At 39.0% G+C, this 24064-nt stretch carries 21 protein-coding genes; 2 read left to right on the top strand and 19 right to left on the bottom strand.

What is annotated here, in order from left to right:
- Positions 1 to 139: 139 nt before the first annotated feature.
- The 19 genes from V7137_RS18560 to V7137_RS18470 form a co-directional block, all read right to left on the bottom strand.
- Entirely contained in the window at positions 140 to 628 is a 489-nt protein-coding gene (locus tag V7137_RS18560) for an immunity protein YezG family protein (RefSeq protein ID WP_218351214.1), read from the bottom strand.
- A gap of 5 nt (positions 629 to 633) precedes the next feature.
- On the bottom strand, positions 634 to 2433 hold the full coding sequence (locus tag V7137_RS18555; protein WP_256358529.1) for a DNA/RNA non-specific endonuclease: 1800 nt from the start codon (positions 2431 to 2433) through the stop codon (positions 634 to 636).
- 179 nt (positions 2434 to 2612) lie between these two features.
- The gene (locus V7137_RS18550) at positions 2613 to 3437 is read right to left on the bottom strand and encodes a hypothetical protein (RefSeq protein ID WP_335699449.1); all 825 of its coding nucleotides are present in this window, start codon (positions 3435 to 3437) and stop codon (positions 2613 to 2615) included.
- A 14-nt stretch (positions 3438 to 3451) separates the two neighbouring features.
- Positions 3452 to 3916, bottom strand: coding sequence for a hypothetical protein (locus V7137_RS18545; RefSeq protein WP_218351216.1), 465 nt, complete (start codon positions 3914 to 3916; stop codon positions 3452 to 3454).
- 15 nt (positions 3917 to 3931) lie between these two features.
- Positions 3932 to 5866 (bottom strand): hypothetical protein, encoded by a 1935-nt coding sequence (locus V7137_RS18540; RefSeq protein WP_335699448.1) that lies wholly within the window; start codon positions 5864 to 5866, stop codon positions 3932 to 3934.
- A gap of 4 nt (positions 5867 to 5870) precedes the next feature.
- Complete coding sequence (locus V7137_RS18535; protein ID WP_335699447.1) at positions 5871 to 6197, bottom strand: hypothetical protein; 327 nt, start codon at positions 6195 to 6197, stop codon at positions 5871 to 5873.
- A complete protein-coding gene (locus V7137_RS18530) occupies positions 6190 to 6900 on the bottom strand; it encodes a DUF5081 family protein (protein WP_335699446.1) in 711 nt (236 codons plus the stop codon). Before V7137_RS18530 ends, V7137_RS18535 begins: the two co-directional genes overlap by 8 nt.
- Positions 6897 to 7196, bottom strand: coding sequence for a WXG100 family type VII secretion target (locus V7137_RS18525; protein WP_218351220.1), 300 nt, complete (start codon positions 7194 to 7196; stop codon positions 6897 to 6899). The genes V7137_RS18530 and V7137_RS18525 overlap by 4 nt, the downstream gene beginning before the upstream one ends.
- Positions 7183 to 7587, bottom strand: a complete 405-nt coding sequence (locus V7137_RS18520; RefSeq protein ID WP_335699445.1) for a chorismate synthase — start codon at positions 7585 to 7587, stop codon at positions 7183 to 7185. The genes V7137_RS18525 and V7137_RS18520 overlap by 14 nt, the downstream gene beginning before the upstream one ends.
- Positions 7580 to 12118, bottom strand: coding sequence for a type VII secretion protein EssC (essC, locus tag V7137_RS18515; RefSeq protein WP_335699444.1), 4539 nt, complete (start codon positions 12116 to 12118; stop codon positions 7580 to 7582). The genes V7137_RS18520 and essC overlap by 8 nt, the downstream gene beginning before the upstream one ends.
- A gap of 43 nt (positions 12119 to 12161) precedes the next feature.
- Positions 12162 to 13484, bottom strand: coding sequence for a type VII secretion protein EssB (gene essB, locus V7137_RS18510; RefSeq protein WP_335699443.1), 1323 nt, complete (start codon positions 13482 to 13484; stop codon positions 12162 to 12164).
- 65 nt (positions 13485 to 13549) lie between these two features.
- Complete coding sequence (locus V7137_RS18505; protein WP_218351224.1) at positions 13550 to 13801, bottom strand: EsaB/YukD family protein; 252 nt, start codon at positions 13799 to 13801, stop codon at positions 13550 to 13552.
- 13 nt (positions 13802 to 13814) lie between these two features.
- Positions 13815 to 14327, bottom strand: a complete 513-nt coding sequence (essA, locus tag V7137_RS18500; RefSeq protein WP_335699442.1) for a type VII secretion protein EssA — start codon at positions 14325 to 14327, stop codon at positions 13815 to 13817.
- The gene (esaA, locus tag V7137_RS18495) at positions 14302 to 17712 is read right to left on the bottom strand and encodes a type VII secretion protein EsaA (RefSeq protein WP_335699441.1); all 3411 of its coding nucleotides are present in this window, start codon (positions 17710 to 17712) and stop codon (positions 14302 to 14304) included. Before esaA ends, essA begins: the two co-directional genes overlap by 26 nt.
- 225 nt (positions 17713 to 17937) lie before the next feature.
- Positions 17938 to 18234: a WXG100 family type VII secretion target gene (locus tag V7137_RS18490; protein WP_026565218.1), complete on the bottom strand. Its 297-nt coding sequence runs from the start codon at positions 18232 to 18234 to the stop codon at positions 17938 to 17940.
- Positions 18235 to 18984: 750 nt separating this feature from the next.
- On the bottom strand, positions 18985 to 19692 hold the full coding sequence (locus V7137_RS18485; RefSeq protein WP_335699440.1) for a hypothetical protein: 708 nt from the start codon (positions 19690 to 19692) through the stop codon (positions 18985 to 18987).
- A 175-nt stretch (positions 19693 to 19867) separates the two neighbouring features.
- Positions 19868 to 20374: a DUF6241 domain-containing protein gene (locus V7137_RS18480; protein WP_335699439.1), complete on the bottom strand. Its 507-nt coding sequence runs from the start codon at positions 20372 to 20374 to the stop codon at positions 19868 to 19870.
- A gap of 371 nt (positions 20375 to 20745) precedes the next feature.
- Entirely contained in the window at positions 20746 to 21744 is a 999-nt protein-coding gene (locus tag V7137_RS18475; RefSeq protein ID WP_335699438.1) for an ABC transporter substrate-binding protein, read from the bottom strand.
- Positions 21745 to 22070: 326 nt separating this feature from the next.
- Complete coding sequence (locus tag V7137_RS18470; RefSeq protein ID WP_335699437.1) at positions 22071 to 22493, bottom strand: hypothetical protein; 423 nt, start codon at positions 22491 to 22493, stop codon at positions 22071 to 22073.
- A gap of 270 nt (positions 22494 to 22763) precedes the next feature.
- Between V7137_RS18470 and V7137_RS18465 the strand changes: the two genes are divergently transcribed.
- Both V7137_RS18465 and V7137_RS18460 read left to right on the top strand, forming a co-directional pair.
- Entirely contained in the window at positions 22764 to 23525 is a 762-nt protein-coding gene (locus tag V7137_RS18465; RefSeq protein WP_335699436.1) for a VCBS repeat-containing protein, read from the top strand.
- Between the two features lie 66 nt (positions 23526 to 23591).
- A partial coding sequence (locus tag V7137_RS18460; RefSeq protein ID WP_335699435.1) for a hypothetical protein occupies positions 23592 to 24064 on the top strand: 473 nt, incomplete at its 3' end.

Here is a 24064-nt window from a genome sequence, read left to right as displayed (position 1 = left end):
ATTATCGTATATTTCATATTCGAAATTATTAATTATTGCATAGTCACCAGACTTAATCATAATTCCACCTCTTATATTATTTACCATACAAAAACCCCTTTTTTAGTTCTAGTTTTAGTAGGAAAGGTTTTTTATCCAGCTATTTGTTTGTTTCTTCATATTCTTTCATTCTCGCTATTAATTCTAAGTCTTGCACGTTATTATCTTGATTTATATATTTATACTCAAAGTATTTAATTCTTGCAGAAGGACCGAAATCACTATTAGTCCAGTTGATATAATCAAACTTCACATTTAATTTACCGGATTCATTTACTATCATTGTGACCGAAAACCAAGGTTCTTGGTCATTATCAATAAATACCTTTTGAAGTGCATGGGTTAGTTCAAATAATTCATGAAGTGCAGGATTATAGAGTCTCTTATCTACACCATAAAATTTGGGGATAAAATGTGAAAAAATAGCTTTTCCATTATCTACTTTTGGTGTGAAAAAGAAAAAAACTCCTCCTTCTTTCCCCTTCACTTCTCCATTGAAGTAAAAATTACTCCATTCAACCGGAATCATATCATTAATCTTTTGAGCTATTTGTTGATATAATTTATTTAATTTTTGTTCAAAGCTCATCATTGTCAACCTCCTGATTTATTCGCAATCTCACGAATCACTGGGTAATCCCCATCAATCTCGTATTCTACCATAAATGAATCTGGTCGCATTGATGTCTTGGTATAAATGGGTTCAATTTGAACAGACACCTTTTTAGGTGGTATTTCTTTCAGTGCATTTGCCCATTCTGTCTCCATCTCATACCAGACTCCACCACGTCTATTAATTTGACTATTTTGAGGTACTAGATTATCAATATCAGCCGGTCCATTAAACTGTGCTCCAATTAAATGACCGCCATCATCATCTGGTAATCTATCCTCTCCCCCGACATTGGCTTGTGCATATTTATTTCTATCAGCCTTTTTTAATACAAGCTCAGGAGCATCTACATCAATAATACGCCCAAGATCGTCAGTAGTGTATTTATAGTTATCATTTGTTATATATTTTATATTCGGCAGGAGTTCTTTTTTTCCATTTTTCCCTTTTATTATATGTTCTCCAAAATCTATCTCTCTAACCTCTTTGACAATGGTATCATTTATTATATTTTTACCATTGCTCTTACCTTTACTTGCAGCAACCTCAAAATTAATTCCATCAATCTTACTAATTATATTTTTTAAAGAATTCTCCACGGCAGGACTTTTTTCTACAGGGAGATACACCTTTTCACCTGTTGAAGTTACCACAAGTCTTTTTGGGAAAGGGACTGTGTTATTTATACCTGTTATAACTGTGTCCGCTAGTCTACCTACTTCAATTGTATCCTTTGCCAGCTTATTTATCACAACATCAGCTGCATCTTTTATGGCAGCCGAGGCATTCCTCAATCGTGTGACCGATTGCTGACCAGCGGTTTTAACCATGTGATCGATATGAGTAATTCCTTGATGGATACTCCCTTTAACTCCTGTCCGCAATCCAATTGTTCCGATACTCTCCTCTAGATGGGCAAGGCGGACCGTGCTTGAGAATTTCGTTAACCCGCTGACACCTGGAACAATATCCAATGGGGCCAAAAGTCCGCGGAACCACCTTTCCGATGTCCCTAGCTCCCGGCCTGACACCCAGTCCTTGCCGGAAACAGCTGAACTCAATTCCATCGCACCATAGGCAACCCCTAAGGCCATGCCTGCTGGAGGACAAATGATTGTCGCTCCAACAATTACCACTAACGCTCCAATTTGCACCCAAAATTCTTTGTTTTCTTGCTGGTTCCGAATGGATTCATATTCAAAAGCACGTGTATTTAAAACGGCTTGTTGATATTCTTCTTGCGAGAAATCCTGGTCTGGATTAAGTACTTTCCAAGCATCGTATTCAAGCTTCATTTGATTAGCATAGTAATTATCTCCACTAAACAAGTCATCCAAGCTTACTTCTGTTTTAGGAACTTCAAACGATTGAGCAGGACCGTAACCTGCATAGACATATTGAGTCTCTGTCGCTCCGACTCGATTAGTCGTTGTATAGTTGGAAATCGTTAAATCCCGCATCGCTTTAACAAATGCATCCATATCTTCATAGAACGGCTGATCAATTGTGCGGTCAACAATCTCTCCGACCTTCCCGGTAAAGTTGTGTAAAATCTCGTAGTCTTCAAATAATCCTTGGTACTTGCTTTTTTGACTGGTGTGATGAAATGTTATGACCCCATCACTATCATAGTTCGCGATATCAGACTCAGCATCCTCTAAATTATCACTTAGATCTTTCAGAGTATCAATCATCCCTTTGCCCCAGTGGCCCAGGCCGATTAAATCGCCAATGCCGTCTTTCATTTTTTCCCAGTCTGATGGGATATATTTTACATCCATTCGATCATACCTCCAGTTTTGCGATGAACTGTTCGGCAATCTATATTGTAAAGATAATAGAGATTATAAAAATATAAAAATAGATTCAAAGCTATTTTCTTTGAATCCTGACTTTAATCTTTCTTGCTTCTCCTTAACTATCAAGAAAAACATAGCTTCTTGTAATAATGGTATTAAATTTAACTACTTTTTCGATCATTCATTCGTGCCAATATATTTAATACTTTTATAAAACTCATTTTCACTTCATAATCATTGCCAACGAAAAGTACTTCCCTTATCCCCTTGTTGATAGAATGGTTTAATACTTGATACAGACTGTTTATGTCGACGGATGCTGAAAATTCATTTTTATAACCATGCCGCAACGACTCTTTTTTACCTTCATCCTGAGTTTCATATATTTTAATAGTATTTTCAATTTGCAGCGGAGAAAACTGATTAAAAATTAGCTCTTCCCCTGTTGTTTCTTTTGCAGGTATGATCCATAATTTTTTTGATCCAAATTTCATTTGATTAAACAGAGTCATAATCTTGTATTCTTGTTTTTCTAAAACAGGCTGGCGCTGCATCGCTAGTAATGAGGTATTTACTAAATCATATACATTGGTGGTCAGTGTATTTTTCCCTTCATCAACAATTAATCCACTGACCCCAGAAAACATCGCATTAAATAAAAAAACCGTTAATTCTTCAATGGCTACTTTCTTATATAAGCCAACCTCATCTTTTTTCAAGTTGTAATGGTTCGTATATTCCTTTGCAATCGATTCCTCAGTAAATAACCAAACGCTCGGAATATCGTTATAGCCTATCCCGCAGAAAATGGGAGCCGTCCCATCCTTAATGCTTTCTACTGATGATTCCTTCCTTACCACCGTAAACAAGTCCTCTGTTTTGACGATGTCGAAGATAATTTCTTCATAACAGGACTGAAATTGTTCTGACGATTCTTCGTATCTATTTAATAAAGCAATCTTATCCTGTACCAGACTTTCTGCCATCGAATCAGCCCCCCTTATTCAAACAGCTCAATTTCTATTTTAAAACACTCCTCCAAAGTCACTTCTGTTCGGATTGTGTTCTTGCTCAGATAATCTTCCTTTACATGAATAAGGTGATATTCATCATCAGATCCTAGTCTTTTCGTATACAGATCTCTATCTTGATAATCGAGATTACACTCTCTGCCTAAATTGGAATCTGCCGTCACAATTTCCATCTCTTTATCATCCCGGAAAATACGAGCAACAAAAAATTCATAATTTTTGTATCGGGCGATAAAATACTCCCGATATAACTCCGAAACCTCTTCCTTTTTTACTTCTTTTTCATGTAAATCTTTATCGTATGCAGACATAGCAGATGTGAAACCTGGTTCTTTTCGGTGCATAAATAATTTGATGCTCGTTATTTGACCTTTAACCCTTGCTGCAAAGGCCTTATATTTTTTATTATCATAAACAGCAACGCATCTATCCATAATACCCCCACACTTCTAATTATTATTAAAGTCTATTGGTTCAAAACGGCCGTTTCTAAAGATAGCAATTTTCTCCTCTTTGCCATCAACCACCCTATACATCTCAGCACCTTCTTGAATGTTTGCCCGAGCATAATCCTTCACTTGCCACTCAGGAACAATTGTTTCATTTCTTCCGCCTAAGAAGCCATTATGTGTACAAGGATATGCATCAGTCGTTGAACCATAAAATTCTGTACCATATGGTATTTGAATCAAATCGTCCGACACATCACTGTATTTAAAGCGGATGACCGCATAAGAATCACCATCATCCGGATATGTTCTAATAACAACACCATCTTTTTCATACGTATAATCTAACCGTAACGTCTCAAGGGTTTCCTTATAGTCACCTGTTACATTTGCAACATCTTCATACTTTGCTACATAACCGGCAACGGTTGTATATGGCTTTTCTCTCCTTAGAAAGTCATCAATGGAGTCTATTGGTACTACCTTACTCATTAAAGTGTCTTCTGTTGGTTTTTCTACAGACTCCCGAAGGTAAAAGATTAAATTCATTTCACGATCTGACAATTCTGATACTGGCGTCAGCTTAATGCGTTGAAATTCCTCTACACTGATATTATTTTCTTGTAAAACTTTTAAGATATTTTCTGAGATTCTTTCATCGGCCTGATCTGCCGCCTTAACGCTTCGACTTCCAAGATTAACCCCATCAATCCTGCTCAACACATCTTTCAGCTTATTCTCCACTGCATGGGTATTCTCAACAGGTATGCGCACCTTACCAACATCGCCAGCATTATCAATAGCCAAGCCCATTCTCCGCGACGGGGTAATGTTTTTCGCTTGTGTAATAGCAGAGTCTACTAACCTACCTGCTTCCAGTGTATCTTTTGCCAATTTATTTTTCATTACATTTGACGTATCTATTATTGCCGCTGATGCACTCTTCAAACGTGTAATCGATTGCTGGCCGGCTGTTTTTACCATGTTGTCAACATGTATAACACCTTGGCGGAAACTTCCTTGAGCACCTGTCTTTAAACCTAATTGTCCAATATTATCTCCAACGTTAGCAAGCCTTACCGTGCTGCTGAATTTCGTTAACCCGCTGACACCGGGAACAATATCCAATGGGGCCAATAATCCGCGGAACCACCTTTCCGATGTCCCTAGGTCCCGGCCTGACACCCAGTCCTTGCCGGAAACAGCTGAACTCAATTCCATCGCACCATATGCTGCCCCTAAGGCCATCCCTGCTGGGGGACAGATGAGTGTCGCCCCAACAATGACAACTAATGCCCCTATTTGCACCCAAAATTCTTTGTCTTCTTGTTGGTTCCGAATCGATACGTACTCAAAGGCACGGGTGTTTAAAATGGCTTGCTGATATTCCTCTTGCGAAAATTCCTGGTCTGGATTAAGTTCTTTCCAAGCATCGTATTCAAGCTTCATTTGACTTGCATAGTAATTATCTCCACTAAACAAGTCATCCAAGCTTACTTCCGTTTTAGGAACTTCAAAAGATTGAGCAGGACCGTATCCTGCATAGACATACTGAATCTCTGTCGCCCCGACTCGATTCGTCGTTGTATAGTTGGAAATTGTTAAGTCCCGCATAGCTTCAACAAAGGCATCCATATCTTCATAGAAGGGCTGATCAATCGTCCTGTCGACGATATCGCCAACCTTTCCGGTAAAACTATGTAAGACCTTGAAATCTTCGAACAGACCTTGGTACCTGCTTTTTTGGCTGGTGTGATGAAAGGAAATGATCCCATCACTATCATAGTTCGCGATATCAGATTCAGCATCCTCTAAATTATCACTAAGATCTTTCAGAGTATCGATCATCCCTTTTCCCCAGCGGCCCAGGCCGATTAAATCGCCAATACCGTCTTTCATCTTATCCCAGTCTGACGGGATATATTTTACATCCATCACATCATACCCCCAGTTTTGCGATGATTTGTTCCGCGATTGCTTCATCTGCCTGCATCATCGTATTTAGGATATCTATCACCAGCGCAGCAGCACGGGAGTAATTATCGTATAAATCCTTTACCTTCTGATTCGCTTCTGCATATACATCCATTGCTTTTTTGGCTTTTCCTTCTGTGTAATAATCGATGTTCGCCAATTTTTCAATACTCGGTGTGGCATTGGTCTCTAGCTCTGTAATAATACCCTGCAAAAAGGTGAAAATGGTTGTCATCTCATCAGGATTTATATTAATCAGCAGGCTGGAACCGCCCCCATCAGCTTTAAGCATATGACTTCGCCTCCTTATAAGGGAAATCCATTTCATCAAATAGGACCTTCAAAAACCAGTATTGACTGGCATGATAATATTTTTTGTTTACAGTATCTACCATGATTAACTTTTCGTTTTTCGTAAAAATGAGCCACTGCTGATAATAGTGCCAATTAAATCGATCCTTATGTTCCTCTTTAAGATGGAAGAATTCTAAATTCATAAACATCTCTTCCGGTTCAAAACTCTCGGTCTCGCGTCTTTCTTGATTAGATAACTCTTTTTTTAAGAACGCTTTTTCAGTTTCAACTGGTTCTCTTACAATCACCGGAAATTGTTCACTTAACATTTTTAATAATGTCGCTTTAGAAGTGACGCTTAACTGATAATGACCCTGTTTTTCCAACTCCACCAGCACAATGACCTCATCACTTTCACGTTCACGGAAGGCAAAGAGAAGATTATTGATACGTACGTATTTCTTACTTTGATGGTAAAATTCAATGGTTCGGATGACCAGCGCCCCAGATTTTGTTATCTTTCCCTCGGGTGTGATGATTTTCTTCTCAATCAGCCGGTCATGTGCCTCTTTAAATACCTCTTCACCTTGTAATTGGTATACTTCTTTCTCAGGTAAGCCAAAAAGAACCGTTCCACCAAAAGCCGCCGCTAAAAGGTATAATTCAGCCGTTGAAAACGTATCTGTTGATTGTCCCATCATAAATTCTTCACTTCCCTTACTGAGCCGTCTTGAAGGAAATCATCTATGTAACCATCCAGGTTATTTAACGCTTTTGTTTGTTTTGCGACAGCGGACTTCATATCACGATGATATTTCTGAATGATTTCCAGATAACTTAAAAAGGAATCTCTAGATTTCCCGCTCCATTTGGCCGAATGAAGGTAAGAAATTAGTTGTTCACAAGATTCATAGGTTTGTTCAATCGATTGCTCTAATGCCTTCGCCGCAGCCTTGGCTTCATTTACTTTATCCCCGTCAATTCTAACGCTCCCCACTGATCAATCGCTCCAATCTTTCCTGTAGCTCTTTCAATTCCTTTTCTCTTCTAACTCTTTCCGCTTCTGCCTCTTTAATGGCCAAATTTTTATAATGGACATAGCGTTCATATGCCTTATTTTTCGCAGCAACCAGTGAACTCCGCTTTTCTTGATCTGCCCGAAAATACTGTTTTAACTTTTCGGTTAGTTCTTCCCTGCTAGTTTCAAAATCATTTGAAGGTATTTTCGAGTTAGATAGATTCGGAATAGTACCTAGATATGAACTGTAGGCTCCATTTGCTTCTGATACCTTATGTTCGTGTTCCGAGACGGCACTCCTGAGTTTTTCATACAGGTCGTAATAATCATCTCTTTTTCTCTCCGTATCGCTTTTAAACCAATCAAACATGGACATTCACTTCCTCTCTTTTTACGTAAGGAGCAGCAATTTTGATCTTTTCTGCTTTGCCCTGTTTAATGTAATAGGCCTCATAAGGAAGTAAATTTGGTTCTTTATATGATCTATTTAGAACCTCAAGGATGTTCTGCTCGGTAATTCTCCCAATCAAGATTCCAGTCTTTTGTTTCTTTACTGTTGTTGCAAGATCATCGTATTGTCTTTCTAATGCGCCATGAATAGCTCCAACAACAAAATGGATGCCTGCGCGAGCTCCAGTGTCGATTAATTTTGCTAGAGTCGATTGTTCTGTAAACGACATAGATTCGATGATGAATGATACCTCAGTGATAAAGACAACCATTGGGCGGATCTCCTTCAGAAAATCCTTCCTAGTTACACGCCCGTTGGTGGCTAATTGCACTTGACGGAAGGCATCTTCCCTCGTTTCAAATAATTGCTGTAGCCGCTCTACAAAGATATCCATTGTTCCAGAATGATCGGCATAAAGATTAACATTTTCTTTATAAACTCTAAATCTGGAAGCAGCATTGTCTATTAGCCCCACATCAATGTGATCATTAACCGAAATACTTGCGATAAGGGTTAAATAGGTTTGTTCCACTGCCTCAATTCGGTCACTTAAAATTAATGTAGACTGATCCTTAACAACACTTAATTCGATTGGCTCGACATTTTCAAAATCTACCGCAAATGGAATGCCACCTTTGTTTAAAATGGCTTTTGTCTCCGGTTTCTCAATAAATTGAGTGAAGTCAATTGTTTCTGGAACCATCGGAATCGGCAATGGCAGCTTGCCTTTCCAAGCGTTCTTCATCTCTATACTCTCTTCTTGAATATGTTTAATAATCGTCATAGCATCTTCACCTTTTACAGGCAGAGCTGTTTGAAACAAGGTTGGCTGATCTAATTTAATTAAGCCACGTCCTGGAACTTCTTCAATTGCTAACTCTGTTCTTCCAACAATATTCCGCGGCTCCATTCCATCAATCATAAACAACGATATCTGATGCTTAATATTTGCCAGGACCGGTGCCCGCATTGCACTTTGTCGCCCAGCACTGATCACCATATGGATTCCTGCACTGACACCTTCTCGTGCAATCTGCGCCGCTATTCTCTCAAAATCGTCCCGATATGGAGCATCGACAATTGAATCGATTGTATCGATGAGTAAAAGAATAACGGGGACTGCCTCTCCACTAGCTCGTTCATACATTTGAATATTTGCTACACCATATTTACTTAACTTTTGTTTTCGTTCTTTTAACTCATTTTGCAGGCGGCGGAAAAGCTTTCCTAGTTTGATTTCCTCATCCACCATAATGGTATCTGCTGTATGCGGTAGGTCCCGTAATGGCAGCAATCCATTTGTCCCTAGGTCAATCAAATATAAATGGACTCTTTCCGGGCTATGATGTCTAGCAATATCCACGGCCACACTTTGTAAAAACGTTGACTTCCCATAACCAGGACTCGCAAAGACGGCAAGATGTCCATCTTTAGAAAGATCCAATGTTAGTGGTTTTTGAGATTGCATTTCTGGGAGATCAAGAAGGCCGAATGTCACTTCTAATGGTTTCTTCTCTTCATACCAAGCTTCTGAATAACTCACTTCATCAAAATCTTGAAGGAAGATCCGTTCCTCTAATGGCGGCATCCATGGTCTTGGAAGATCAGCAATCCTTTTTTCGTTTGCATAGGCATGAATATAATCCACTACCGCATCTAGTTCGGTTGGGACTTTTTTAATGTCGCTTTTGTTTGATAATCCACTTAAGTCATGTGAGAGGATATCATATTGGCCAAGATCATTAATGGCATAAACCGTTGTGTCCAATAAATCTTGTTCATTTTTATCAGGAATGTAATCTGCCCCGCTCCAAGCACTTTGAAATAGTTCATAAATTTCATTATTGCCGACTTGTAAGTAGGCACGACCTGGAAGTGTGATATTAGCGGCATCCGGCGTTTTTAAAATCTCAGTAGAATCACTGGCGTTTTGAACTTTGAGTGCCAGCTTAAATTTAGAGTTGGACCAAATTTGGTCATCGACCACACCACTTGGTTTTTGAGTGGCCAGGATGAGATGAATCCCAAGTGACCGTCCAATACGGGCTGTCGAAACAAGTTCCTTCATAAATTCAGGCTGCTCGGATTTGAGTTCGGCGAATTCATCTGATATTAAGAACAAATGGGGCATCGGCTCACTGGCCTCACCTGATTTATACAGTTTTTGATATTGGTTGATGTGGTTGACATCATGCTCGCCAAATAATCGCTGGCGCTTTTGTAATTCTGCTTTAATCGAAGCAAGGGCCCGCATCGATTGCGTTCCGTCCAAATTTGTAATCGTTCCTAATAAATGCGGGAGATTTTTAAATAAATTCGCCATTCCTCCGCCTTTATAATCAATGAGCAGAAAAGCTGCTTCATGCGGATGAAAGTTTACCGCAAGCGAGAGAATATACGACTGAATGATTTCTGATTTTCCTGAACCAGTCGTACCAGCAACTAAACCATGCGGTCCATGTGCTTTTTCATGCAGATTCAAGTTGACAATATCTTCTTTCCCCCGCATTCCCAATGGAACTGCCAGGCTTTTATAGGTCTCATTTTGTGTCCACCGCCAATCAATACCGAGTTCCTCCACTTTCTCTACACCGTACATTTCGAGAAAGGTCACGCTTTCTGGAATCGAATTTTTCAAATTTTGTAAATGATTGAGCGATGCCAGCCCACGTGAAAAATCTTCTTTATTAAAGCCATCCGGAAATTGATCTGGTGTGAATCTTCGATTGACCAATTCACCCTTCTCAAGGATCATCATTCCAGTTGAGGCATCACGAATATCAATCACAGTTTTCACTTGTTCAGGAAGAGACTGCATGACATCTTGCACGAATACAAGAGAAACACCTAATTCACTTGGGTCCTCATTAAAGTATTCCATCACAGCATGATCCAATATCATCTTTTCTTCGGTTATAAGCACAACAAAGTGAGGAGTGAAATTGATTTTTTCACTTTTATTACTTTTCTCATTGATAGCAAGCTTGCGTGCTTTTAATATCTGATAAAGTGAGTTAAGGACTTGATCACGGGACCGTTCGTGATAAACAAATCCCCTTACGTTTAGTTCTCGTAAACTAGCATGTGGGAGCCAGCGCATCCATTCCCATTTTCCTTTTTCCTCTTCAGGAAAGATAGTGACAAACTGGACATCATGGTAACTGTGAAATAAAGCAGACTGCATTACGAATATTTGTAACTGTTCAAGCACAAGGGGACGCTGTCCGATGTACCCAACAGGTCCATTCATTAATGACGTCACTGCCGGTACATCCTCTAAGGTGAGATACTGAGCCCGAAGATTGCGGGCTGCATCCAACAGTTCATCTTTATCAAGGGTAAACTCCTCGATATTGAATTCAATCTCAAAACTCGAATCCACTCGCCCTAATCCAACGCGATACATAAGGAAGTCATGATGTAAGCTAGTCTTTTCATAAATTCGGGGATCAACCTTCATTGCCATCACACGCAATTGCTCCACGTCTGGAAAGTGATAATAGAGGGCATACCGCTGTTCTTCACTAGCTTGATATAATTCCTGTGTCTTCTGTTTCAAGTACTCGCGGTAGCTTGTATCCCGTTCTTTAATATCTAAGCGGTATTGCTTCAGGCTTTTTAGATAGGATGTGATTGAAAAAATGACCGTCGTTACTGTCATAGCCAGCATAATGATGATATAAAACCCATTCGATAGAAACAATGAGACCATGATCATTGCTGCAATCATCACAAGCGGCGGAACAATCACCCGTGCGAGCTGTTCACTCGGTTTTCCAGGCTTATTAGAAGGTTTAGCAATTTTTCGTTTTTCCTCTGGCTCACGGTATATTATCCTTGGTGAACGATGATAATCAGGGTAATGACTGCCGAAATCATAGTGAACGCCAAACAAACGAACCAATTTCGTTGCAATGATGGAGTCGGCACCCAGAATTTCAAGTTCCTCCTGGCCAATCTTCATCATCATCCCGTCAAAAAAAAGCTGGTCTCCTGGTTCTAGCAGCAGCACACCCGTTGTCCGAACATAGTTGTGGTAAACTTGACCGTCAAAGACTTCAAGTTTAAAAGGATCACCCAAATGTTCACGAATAAGTACAAAATCGAGGGCTGCGTTCTTGATTTTCACATCATCGTAATCATTAGCACCAAAGGTAATACTATAATTTTCTGTTGTATCGTATACACACCGCTCCGTTTCTTCCTTGAAATAAATCTGGATCGGCTCGTCATAAGTGTTTAATGTAAGGCATTCGTTTAACTGCAGCTGCTGTTTACCGATTGTGCATACAGCACCATCCCACATAATAGACAATGCTGGATGTAAATCGATAAATGTAATCGTGTTGGAACGATCATTTCCGACTGTTATTGTTTTTGGTTCATTTATCGTTAAATGGCATTTGTGCAAATGATCTTTATAGCTCAGCAGTAATAATCGTTGTGCCATCTTCCTCTTCCTCTCTATTACACAAGTAAGCATTCATCTACTATTATTCCTTTGGTGCCCCTGCTGGATTTTCCTTTTTATCCACCTGGTCATTGTCTGTCGTTCCTGGTTTATCGATTGAATCTTGATTGATTACCTCTTGGCTGCTAGTTTCTTCTAATTGACTTTCCTCGCCTGCTGGAACTGAATTCTGCGGGTTTAGTATGGAGTCCAGACCATATTTATCAGCATATGTATTATATTGTTCTTGGTATTTTTGAACCTTACTTTCACGCTCTGTCCCACTTAAATCAGGGTCATTTTTCGCCTGTTCGATTTGTTTGATCAGTCCATACATGATTAATTGAGGGTCATCAATATACTTGGCAAGTTCGATCGTTCTTGCAAAATCCCCCCGGCCATTGTATATCCAATACAACAAATAATTAGGATCACTTTTTATACTAATGTTTTTCAAGATGACCTCTTTTTGATCATCAGAAAGCTTCTCTGATTTAATGAAAGAATAAGCAAGAACATACTTACTAGTATCGGGTAATTTTTCTGGTGTTTGATCTTCTAAATCATTAATGACCTTCCCATAATCTAAGGATAAAAAATGACGATCTGCTTCGAGGAGATCTTCCTGAAAAGGTGTTTTTACGAAACTCAAATAGACGAGCGGCACAGCGAATATAACGGCAAGAGCAATCATGATAAAAGTTAATTGTTTAAAAAGCCGAAATCGCTTTGCAGGTACATGTACCATGGTTTTTTCCAGCTCTATTTTATCCTTTATGTACTGTTCTTCCAAAAACTTGATTAAAATATCAATATCATCTATTTCACCCACTTGACGTTCAAATGGAGTATCCTTGGCATTTTTCAATGAACCAGAATAGAGCTCGTCAAAGGTATACTTTTTTGAAAATAAGGCGACGATTAAACATTTATATTGGAGTAATAATTTTTCTTCATTCAGCTCATATGGGGGAATCAACTCCCGGATACCGCGAAACACGATAGATGGTAAAAGATTATCATCAAAAATCAGATTGTTGGGATGTAAGAAGAAGGTCATGCGCGTGGTTAGGATTTTTTTGAATCGAGCTAGATTGCACAACAGGCGTAGTTTATCTTTTCGGTTTAGCTTTTGAACATCTTCCCATGTGTTAGCGCGTGGATCGACTTCAAAAGAGAAGGTAAACATATCGTCTCCTTCTTCAACCATTGCAGGTACGAATAAGTCCGAGTCGTTATTGATTAAAGCCAATTGGCGAACATCTTTTACTCGTGTTTGTGATTTCGGCAAGTTCAGCTGCCAGCTATTGTTAAGAATGAGAAACTTGTATGTGATTGACTCCCATTGGATGCTTATTTCATTCATGAGTTCTGACTCCTTTTGAGAAACAGGCTCTATCTTCAGAAAGATTTGTGCCTGTTTCTATATACTTATAAAACTAGTAAAAGGTCTCCATTGGTTACCGGGTAATCGATAAGCCGATCATCATCTGCCAATAAGAGTTCTTTGTTGGAAAGCTTTACTGCAAAAAGAGGTGCCATTGCAAGATCGAGATTTAAGGTGTCGGCCAAATTCACCAGCAGTTGTTTAATCGGTTGGTGCGCAGGGATTCTTACGTCATATTGCCCTTTTCCCCATCTGCTAAAATCAACGGTCACGTTAACATGTGTTTGACTAGGCATGATGTCCCCTCCTTTACCCGAGCATTTTTCTCATCATTGTAAAAATCCCGCCGCAGCCAATCACGACCATCCCTAAGAAAGTGGTTATTATTTTGGTGTTCAAAAAACCATCTTGATTATTGTCAGGTTCGTTCTGGTTGGTAGCTGTTGTATTTTGAACAGTATAATTACTCGAAAAAAGCACCTTTTCCACATTATTCAGAGTAATATTGGGCTTACTCGGCGAAACAAAAAGCCCTTGTTCTAAATCTGAAGTTGATTGTTCCATTTCTATTTGTTTCGTTTTAAGGGCAGCCTGCGTTTGTTCCTTGAACAGATCGGGCGCCATTTTTTCCAATTCAGTTTCTTGGTAATCCTGAGTGTCTAGGTTCTCCCTTTCAACCGCATCTTGGCCAATCCTATCCGTTTGCAGTCGGATTTCCCCACTATGATCAAGGGTGGCATCTGCCAAAGGATGGAGTGAATACATTAAAAGGAATACAGTAAAAACAACGATAACACTAAAGAGCTTCACTAATTCCTTCATGATTAACCTCCTCGCTTTTAGCAAAACGATTTGAGACAAACAAATGGCCTGCAAGACTAACAACAGTCAGGGCTGTTAAGCCAAAAATAATCCATTTCGTATCTGATGCTCCACTGCCAAACTTCATTAATAACGTCTCAATGTATTGCAAAGGTGAGTAGTCTCTTAATGTAGCAGCGGCAGATAATTGGTCAAAGTGACGCCCGAGTGCCTCAGTTAGGAATAAATAGAGGCTCAAAATCACCAAAAGAATAAACATACCTGCCATTTTCAACTGCCGTAATAAATAGGCTGAAACCAGCAGCAGTGTGACCATAATCAACGTGATTAAACCGGTCCATTTCAAGAAAACACCTTCACTCATTTGCAGCAAGTAGGCTGAAAGGAGCCCAATCAAGATCCCCTCGATGAGACCAATACCCACTGTAATAATTGTGAGCGGAAGATTTTTGCCTACAATTGTCTGTTCTCCCGCAAATGTATCTTCCTGCAGACGTTTTCGCTCAAAATTGGAGAGAACATAAGCGGTAAATAACGCGACAATAAAACAGATCAAAACAATAAAGTAAGGAGTAAATGTATCACCTGCAGCGATGACTCCAGCATTCTTCGTTTGGACCGGATTAGAAAGAAAGCTTAACAAATCTTCATTTGGCCGCTCACCAATGCGGCTATTCGCCAGCACCCCGGCGAAATTGTCAGCAAAGTTTTGATCCTCTGCCAATTTAGTTGTTAAATTATTCGAAAGGTTCCCTGCCTGTTGTACTAAAGTCGTCCCACTGGCTTGAATTTCCTTCGCTTGACGATCGATTGTATCGAAGGTTTGATAAACCGAATTGGCCGAAGCTAAATTAGTTTTTGACTGGTCCGCTAGGGATTGACTTGCAGAAAGCAGCGAGTTAAATTCATTTCCTATCGATAGAATTGCCTGTTGTTCTTCGTCCCCATTCAGCGAAACTTTTGCTTGTTCCGTTTGTAAATTAAGACTAGCTTCGCGCCATGCTCCCAAATCTTTTAACGTCTCAGAAAGGTTCTCATTTAATAGTGCCGCTTGTGCTGTTGTTTCGTTAATCCGCTCCGACATTTGGGCCGCATTTTGATTGGCATTGTCAACCAGTTGCATATATTCATCTATTTTGCCTTTTACCTCTTCAGTCTGTTCGCGTATTTCCTCTGTTATTTGTTCAGCAATATATGATGCTAACACATCGACAATATCTTGTTTATTAAATAAATAATATAGCGAATCCTCAGCTGCCATATCCGTCATAGTGGTTTGATTCAAATCATTTACTAGGTCGGTACGATTAAATTGCTCCATGCCAATGCCAAAGTATAAATTATACAGCGTCAATAACTTATGAAAATCACTGACGGTATCGCTAGAAGCATTGATTAGAATACTTGTCGAGTCGCCGGTAAGAGGTGACATAACCTGGTGGGCAATATGGTTGTTTAAAATTTCCAATCTCTCAGTAATGCTTTTGTTGTCATTGTCACTTGGTTGAGTCGAGTTCTGATTATCGATCGTTTTTTCGTTCGTCGTATCTTTCGTACCATCGCTCATTTCTTCAGCTGCTATCGTCTGAATACCTTCGTTAGACAATACGGATGGATCTGTTTCCTTTTCAAGTTCGGCTGAATTTGCCTCTGGTGTTTGTGGTTGTTCTGTTTGTTCTTTTTGTTCAGCCTGTTCTTGTCGTTCTGGTTGTTCTGGCTGGTTCGGTTGTTCTGGCTGTTCTGGATGATCTACATCGGTTATATCCTTCTGATCGAGTTCCCAACTCCAAGTGATTGGCTGAAAAACGTCAAGGATTATATCCATGTTTTTGAGATTCACATCAATTTTTACAGTGAATTCTCCCTTATCTGTTGAAGGCAGTTTAATTTTTTGGTTATGAAGAAATGGCTCAGTATAATCCATTTCTTGACTATTTGGTAATGATAATAAAACTCTCTTAATCTCAAATTCTTTTGGAATCGATAGTGTAAATTCCTGCCCATTCTTTTTATTTTTCTGCAGGTTTACGGTATCTGTCAGAGTTACTCCCTTTGTCATCAAATCACTTTTGACTTTTTTTACTTTTTCAGACAAAGGAATCCCAGTTGCAACAGGTTTGGGGGTATAACCAAACTCTTGATTATATTTATTGGTAACAGCTATAACATTTTTTAGCTGTGTGACCGTTTGTTCACTTAAACCAAGGCCGTCTAAATCATTACTATCCAATGTCGGCAGCAGATCAATTTGCTTTTGTAAAGCATCCCGTGCATTTTTATCTGGAGCCGCAAACATATGATTTAAGGAAACATTTTGTTCTTGACCTGACGTATGTTTTATTTCCTTCTTAAGCTTGTCGGCAATTAATTGCTCCATATCTGATGACAATGTGTCGGACAGCTCTGTATTCATTTGCTCCATTTTATCCTTCGTATCCTTCAGGTACGTTTGAAGGGCAGCCGATTCGGTTAAAATAGTCGACGACTGATTATCATTTTGATGGAACTGGTCATTGATAGCCTTATTAGCTGACGTTAAATAATCTAATTGCTGCATGACATCGCCATGATTCATTTCACGATCTAACATGTTAAGCCGGCCGGAGAAATCTTTTGTTAAAAGGCCATTTGCTGCCTTCAGTTTCGTAAAATCCACTAAGCCGGATTGGTAGGTATTGCTTGCGGTTACATCCTCACCCAGGCTAGTTTCAAACCCTTGTAATAGGACCTGTAAGCCGGTAAAACTCTCTCTCGATATCTTTGTGTTACTCTCAACTGCTCCAAACTGAGCGGTATAACCGGCTAAGGGACGATGGATTGATTGATTATAAACGTTCGTATATACTTGCTCCTTGTTTACCAATGTACCAATATTGTCCTGAGCATCATGTAAATTGCCGATGACACTAGCAAAATAGACATCAATAATTTGGCGATTAAAATCTCCTAAGATAGCACTCGCCGTTTTCTCGGCTTTTGCTTTTATATTGCTGTTATCAGAAGAATTAATTTTGTAGTTCAACACCACCTGTTCTGGTGATTTCGAATCAATTGATAATGCCTTTTCTGTAAAATCATTCGGAATGACAATCATCATGTTGTAGACATTTCGGTTAAGGCCGCTTTCAGCGACACCACGGCTGACAACATACCAGTCATGTGTATCATCTTTCTCAATATTCTTGATAAATTCAGCACCGAATTCATAGTTCTTATCATTAAATTGTGCACCTTGATCTTCATTAACCAATGCTACGGTCATTTTCTGCTCATCTGTGCTGGCTTTGCTATTTGATACTTGATTCAATGCCAGATAAGAGATGCCTGAAGATAGCGCAAGGATCAGAACTATAAATAACAAGACACCTCGCTCAACCCTTTTCATCCACTCAACCCCTGAAATTTTTAGTATGTAATAAAGAAATGATTTCTATTTTTATATAAAAACACTTTAATATGTTGGGAGACTTTTGAAATTGCCTGCTCGCTGCAAACAAAGAATAAAAGCCACACAACAATTGTCGCGTGGCTTTTGGTTTTTTGGGAACATAGCCCCGAATGACTGATTCCACTTATCTAATGCTCATCTTTCATTTGTCAGGCAAACGAATTAATTAAGCCCAAAGTTCTGCGATAATTGCTCATCTTGTTGAGCAACTGCATCTGCCGTCTTGTTCAATTGTGTGTTGATTTCTTGCATCAATTGAGCAAAATTCTGTACCTTTGGCTTCAATTGGTTAAACTGATCGTCAAATCTTTGGAAGGCACGCCCTTCCCATTCACCACGAAGTTCATTTTGTAAATTAGTTAAGTCCCTTAAAATTTGCTCAATTTGTTGTGAACTTTGCCCATAGCGAGTCGCTTTAGCTTTTAACTCCGCTGGGGTCATACGAATTTGTCCAGCCACTTGTTCTCCATCTCCTCTACCTATAGTTTGCCATGGAATTGATTAATCACTTTTTCCAGACAATAACACTACGTTGGAAGTAAATTCCTATCTATTTATTTAACATAGGATCTTCGAACATTCAAATGCCCATGGAAAGGAACGGGATTTCATCTAGTACTTTCTTTCCAATTTACCTTGAAACTGGGAATTTTTAGTTGGAGGATAAGGAAAATATGATTCTTTCTTAATAAGACAATAGGATGGTTTATCGGACTAAAAATCATAGAACATTAAAAACCATAGAACTTTTTACCTGTTTTTCGAGTTGGATAGGGTTCTTTGCACAGTTCCAAATACACAAACTTTACTTGACAAGACGAGGTGATAAGTAGCACTTGATACCAATAAATAGAAAAAGAGTATTCTCATAATTAAATTAAAAACGAGAATCCTCTTTTTGTTTTTTCCTTATTAGAAATCTTGGATGAAGAGAGTTCGATTTCTATCGCTGGTCTACTTTCTTATCGACAAACCCAAATGATTATTTAAACACCTAATTTTGTCGATACCTACTCGGAATTTGTAGATATTTCCCGGGAATTTGTTGAAATTTGGAGGCATGTCCGTATCGCGTAACGCTATAAGCACTCCAATATAGGATTGAACAATGATATACCAATCACCATCTGTGAAAAACTCACATCTATTTCGTTATATCGCCCGGCGATACGTTACAGATAAGCAAAAAAAAAGCCTAAAAAAGGCACCTTATTTTCGGAATATGGAGAAAAGCCACTCCCATTTTTCTTTAGGCTTTTGTATCGCTTCTTCTAAACGTTTATTAAAATCATTTTGTGAACGCCATTCTTTTTCCAGTTCGTCCCGCATATTTTGTAATTCTTGTTGTAAAAATTCACTTTTTTGTATTTCTTGTTGCAGCAAAGTTTCGTAATGATTATTTTGTTGTTCAGTTAACTTTTCAATTTTCGCATGAGTTTTTTGCGCTGAATTAGCAATGCTTGAACTTATAACATGGTGATCTTGCTGCAGTCGGGAAACCGTTACTTTAAGCTGAGACATATCGTTTGTCAGTTGGACATTCATTTCACGCGTGGCTGCGAGTTCATTGACCAAAACCTTTAAGATCTCTTTTAATTGATTGGGGTCTTGGGGTAAAGTTTCATATGTTTCGGATATCGCAATTTCAGTTTCATTGAAGTCTACTAATCTTTCCTTTTGTTGATACGCAAGGTCTTTAGCTGTATCGTCTAGGGGCTTGTCCGTATCGCGTAACGCTATAAGCGCTCCGATGTCAGATTGAACAAAAATACGCCGATCGCCATCTTTGAAAAACTCATATCCATTCCGCTCTAAGATTTGGCCATACTTTCGAACAGTAGGTGTTGCAATCCCAACTTCTTCTGCCACTTCCTTAGTAGAGAAAGCTTGTTCATTCATTTGTATATCGCTTCGCATATCGGACCTCCTTTTCTATTAAATATGAGGGTTATTTGATATATTTGCAAGTATATATTGCCTAGCGATACGAAACAAAAACAAGAAAAGATCAGCCCTTTTTTGATGCTATTACCAAAACATCTTTCAATACGGTATTTCAGAGCTTTAATTGGCAGCAGTTGTAGATTCTATTTCACTGCTTAACATCGTAATTCTCCTGGATAAATTCCATTTCTTCTTCTGGTGATGCTACGCCAAAGGCTTTTCCTACTGTGCCACCCTGCAGCGACCAAATGGCATTGTGGTTGATAACCACACTATCAAAATTGCCTTTATCCCAAGATCTTAATATATTTAAATATAAATCAGCATTTTCATACTCTTTCTTATTCGCTTCCACCACTTGGAGTAATCTTTTTACCCGTTCAACTGTTAATGGCAATGCACCCCATTTTTTGTCCGCTAATACTTTTTGATGTGACATATTATGTATGGCTTGCTGAACAGAGTTTTCGTTCATGCTGAACGGAAATTCACTTTCAACCTTATTATCCTGATCATGCACTTGGACCACTTTTTCACCAGTGGGTGCAGTTCCTACTCTAACAGTTACATTCTCTTTATCAAAATATAAATAACCACAAACTAATACACCCGCGAGTACTACTGGTATCCATATTTTTTTATGTATTATTTTCATAGTTTCTCCTGCTCCTCTAATGAGAAGGTCTGGAACAACTCTCCGTCCCTTCAAGATAGTCTTAAAATTAATAATTCCACATTACCCCTTTACTTCCCTTTTATTATCAAAGAGAAAGCCCGATTCAATTTAACCTGCAATCTTTTTTCGTCCTGAATAATCGGCCTCCCGCAGGAGTATTCGCGCCTGGAACGTAGATAATCAGCAGGGTGCCAAAATCAACAATAAGCTCTAACATAGCCTTTTAAAAAGCAAACCTTTTGAAGATTCATTAATTTCCTGTGGCAACAAACTGTTCAGTTTAGCTGGTGTGTTTACATGCAAAAGAATAACCTGCCTTGTTTAAGGCAGGTCACAGATAAATGTAGATTTTATTCCACTATCTTCGCGTCCTTTAGCATCTCCTCTGTTAAGGTGATCCCTTCCTCCTGAGCTGCTTTTTTGTTGATGAACAACTCAAGGTTTTCCGGGAAGCCGACAGGAATATCACTTGGTTTTTTTCCTTTGAGAATTTCCACAGCCATTTTACCGGTAGTGTAGCCTAGATCGTGGTAGTCAAATCCATAAGATGCGAAGGTTCCGCGTTTGACAGAATCGCCTTCACCGACAAAGGTTGGGATATCTTGGGCATTGGCTACAGTTATAACCGATTCTAGGGCAGAAACGACGGTGTTGTCCTTTGGAATGTATAATACGTCCGCACGCCCTACCATTGACTCGGCCGCCTGCTTTACTTCGGTACTGGCTGTTATGGTAGTTTCAACTGCCTCAAGACCCGCTGCCTCTAAAGCTGTCTTCGCATGTTTAACATTTACAACAGAATTAGGTTCACCGTTGTTATAGATGATGCCCACCTTTTTGGCATCTGGAATAAAAGTTTTAATGGCAGCAATCGTATTCTTTATCGCATCTGGGTGAGTATCAGATGTGCCTGTCACATTCCCGCCTGGCTTTTCCAAACTTTGGACAAGTTCGGCCCCGACCGGATCCGTAATGGCGGTAAATAATATTGGAATATCCTTCGTCTGGTTAACTACTGCCTGAGCGCTAGGAGTGGCGATAGCCAAAATAAGGTCATTCTTGTCAGCAACCAATTTTTGGGCAATGGATGTATTATTGTTCATGTCTCCTTGGGCATTCTGGTAATCAAGTTTCAAGTTCTTTCCTTCTTCATAGCCGGCATCCTTCAGAGCTGCGATAAAACCCTCTCGAGCAGCATCAAGAGACGGATGTTCCACAATTTGTGTAATGCCTATTTTAACTACTTTCTCTTTTTCTTTTCCCTCTCCACCAGTTTCCTTACTTCCCCCTCCGCATGCAGAAAGCAATAATAATGCTCCACTCAATACTAACGCTAAACCCTTTCTCATCTGTTAAACCTCCTGAAATTAATCCACTATTTATGTATCCTCTTGGTGAACAACAAAGAAAGCGATTTCCTTTATTGGTATAAACTTTAGAAAATTTATAATATTCAGATTCTAACACATACACTGAGTGTGAGACAATAGTAAAAACACTGTAATTTATCCCCTTTCAGAAAATGTTACCCTAAGGTTATTTTCAGGTTACCAAAGGTATATTTTTATAAAAAAAATAAAAGGTATAAATCACTCATATTTTAGCAATCATACCTTTTGGCATTTATGATTTCAGGCCCGCTGATTGTAGGATTCATTCACAGATCCTTTTCTTTTTATACGCAAGTAAACGATTGAATTTGTCGTAGACTTATTCCCATATAAACCCATCTAGATCCAATCCAACGCCACCCAGAGACAGAGGTTCGGCCAACAAAGGTTGGGTAAAACCAAAATTGCTGAAATCCTCTTAGCCATACATACGTATATCTGAATAAACACCTTCTGATACCGCCTGGATCAACTGCAAATTGTTCTGCTTGATGTGTTTGAGCGGGAACATAGGATGGCGGCGGTGAAGTTGGCGGTCCAGCCCCTGGTCCTTGACCCGGTGGTGCAGACGGAGGTTGAGACCCGCCAAATTGTCTTTCATCAAGGGGTTCAATATAATAGTTCCCCTCTTGGAATGGGGTTGAATATAAATTAGTTTCCTGGCTATTGGGATAGTTATTATACAAATGAAAATGACTAGGATACATAAAATGCACTCCTTTACTTTTTAATCTCACATCATCATATTCTTTAGTCATTTACCTAAAACCTTGTACCCTCAGAAATGTGTATTTACCTATAAAATAGTTATTTTTTTATCCCTTTCATAGTTGTATCAACCATTCTCATTTTTTCACTTTTGAATCCCTTAGCATGACTATACTGAACATTTTCTTTACCATTTTTTGTGTCATATAGGTATTTACCTGCATATGGTACACAAAGTAATTGCCATATGTTTATTGGGGGGAGATATTTTGTACAGGCAATTTCAAGTACAACCGTATGATCACTATACTTATTCTGGAAACCTAGCGTTGCTTGACATGAAGCAAGGTGATATTACAGGTGACGGTATCATTGATTACGTCTATTTATATGGAAATAAACACGATGATTCCGAAATCTTCGCAGATAATATTACACTCGTCATTCAAGATGGGCGTTCTAACCAGATCTCAACCATTAATCTTCAAAATAATGCTGGATACAACGCTAAGCTCTTCCTTGGGGATTTTTCTAAAGATAACATTTTAGATATTTTGGTAAGTATTGAATCGGGAGGAAGCGGAGGCTACGGTATTTTCTATATTTACTCCTTCACAAATAATAGGCCACGCCTATTGTTTGATTTTGAAAAATATAATAATAGTTACAAGTTTAATGTCAATTATGAAGATCTATATAAAGTAAGTGTAGGAAGCCCTTCACTAGACCTGCTTTTCACCCTTGACATTAGCCATAAAGGCATTGATTATCTATCACAGCTTTATGATGAAAATGGCAAATTAAAACAGCCTGTTGAAGGCGAGGTTCTTGCTGTGGCTGCATTATATCCCATTGTTACAAATGGAGAAAGCATGAGTTTTGATATACTTGTTTATCAACGGATTATTGGTACGTCTAATTCGGATACATTAGGTTATGTCGAAAACCTCTTAACATGGAATGGTACTCAATTTATTTCCACAACATTGGCAACAGAGACTTTTGGAACAAAGTTAAGCAGCCCCGACTAATGTTGAAATTCCACGCTTGTTTTATAGTTCAATACATTATCTTTTCAAAGCAATGGAGGTTTGAGTATGACAAATTTTTATTCTTTTCATGGGACCGTCACCATGATTACTGATCTTATCGGGCAAAATGGTGCAGGAGATGGCTGTAATAAATTCATTTCTGTAGAAAACGGATTGGGAGCAATAGTGAATTTCGTGGTGTCACCCAGAACTTACTTTGTAGACCATGTTATGGTGGCAGTAGGTGATCGCGTGACTGGATATTATGACGGGAATGCACCTGCTCTTCTTATTTACCCTCCACAGTATCCAGCACTTGTCATGGTAAAAGATAACCCATATCAGAATGTAAAAGTGGATTATTTTAATAGTCAGTTGGAGAGTAGTGATGGGCGATTACGTTTAAATATTTCTCCAAATACCCAAATAGTATTAACAAATGGGCAATCCTTTACAAGAAACCCTGCGAACCGAGATCTAATTGTTATTTATGGACCATCCACAAAAAGTATTCCCGCCCAAACCACCCCCTATAGAAT

The sequence above is a fragment of the Neobacillus drentensis genome (genome assembly GCF_036962765.1).
Classification (GTDB): Bacteria; Bacillota; Bacilli; order Bacillales; family Cytobacillaceae; genus Neobacillus; species Neobacillus drentensis_C.
This window is presented reverse-complemented; position numbering and strand designations above follow the sequence as displayed.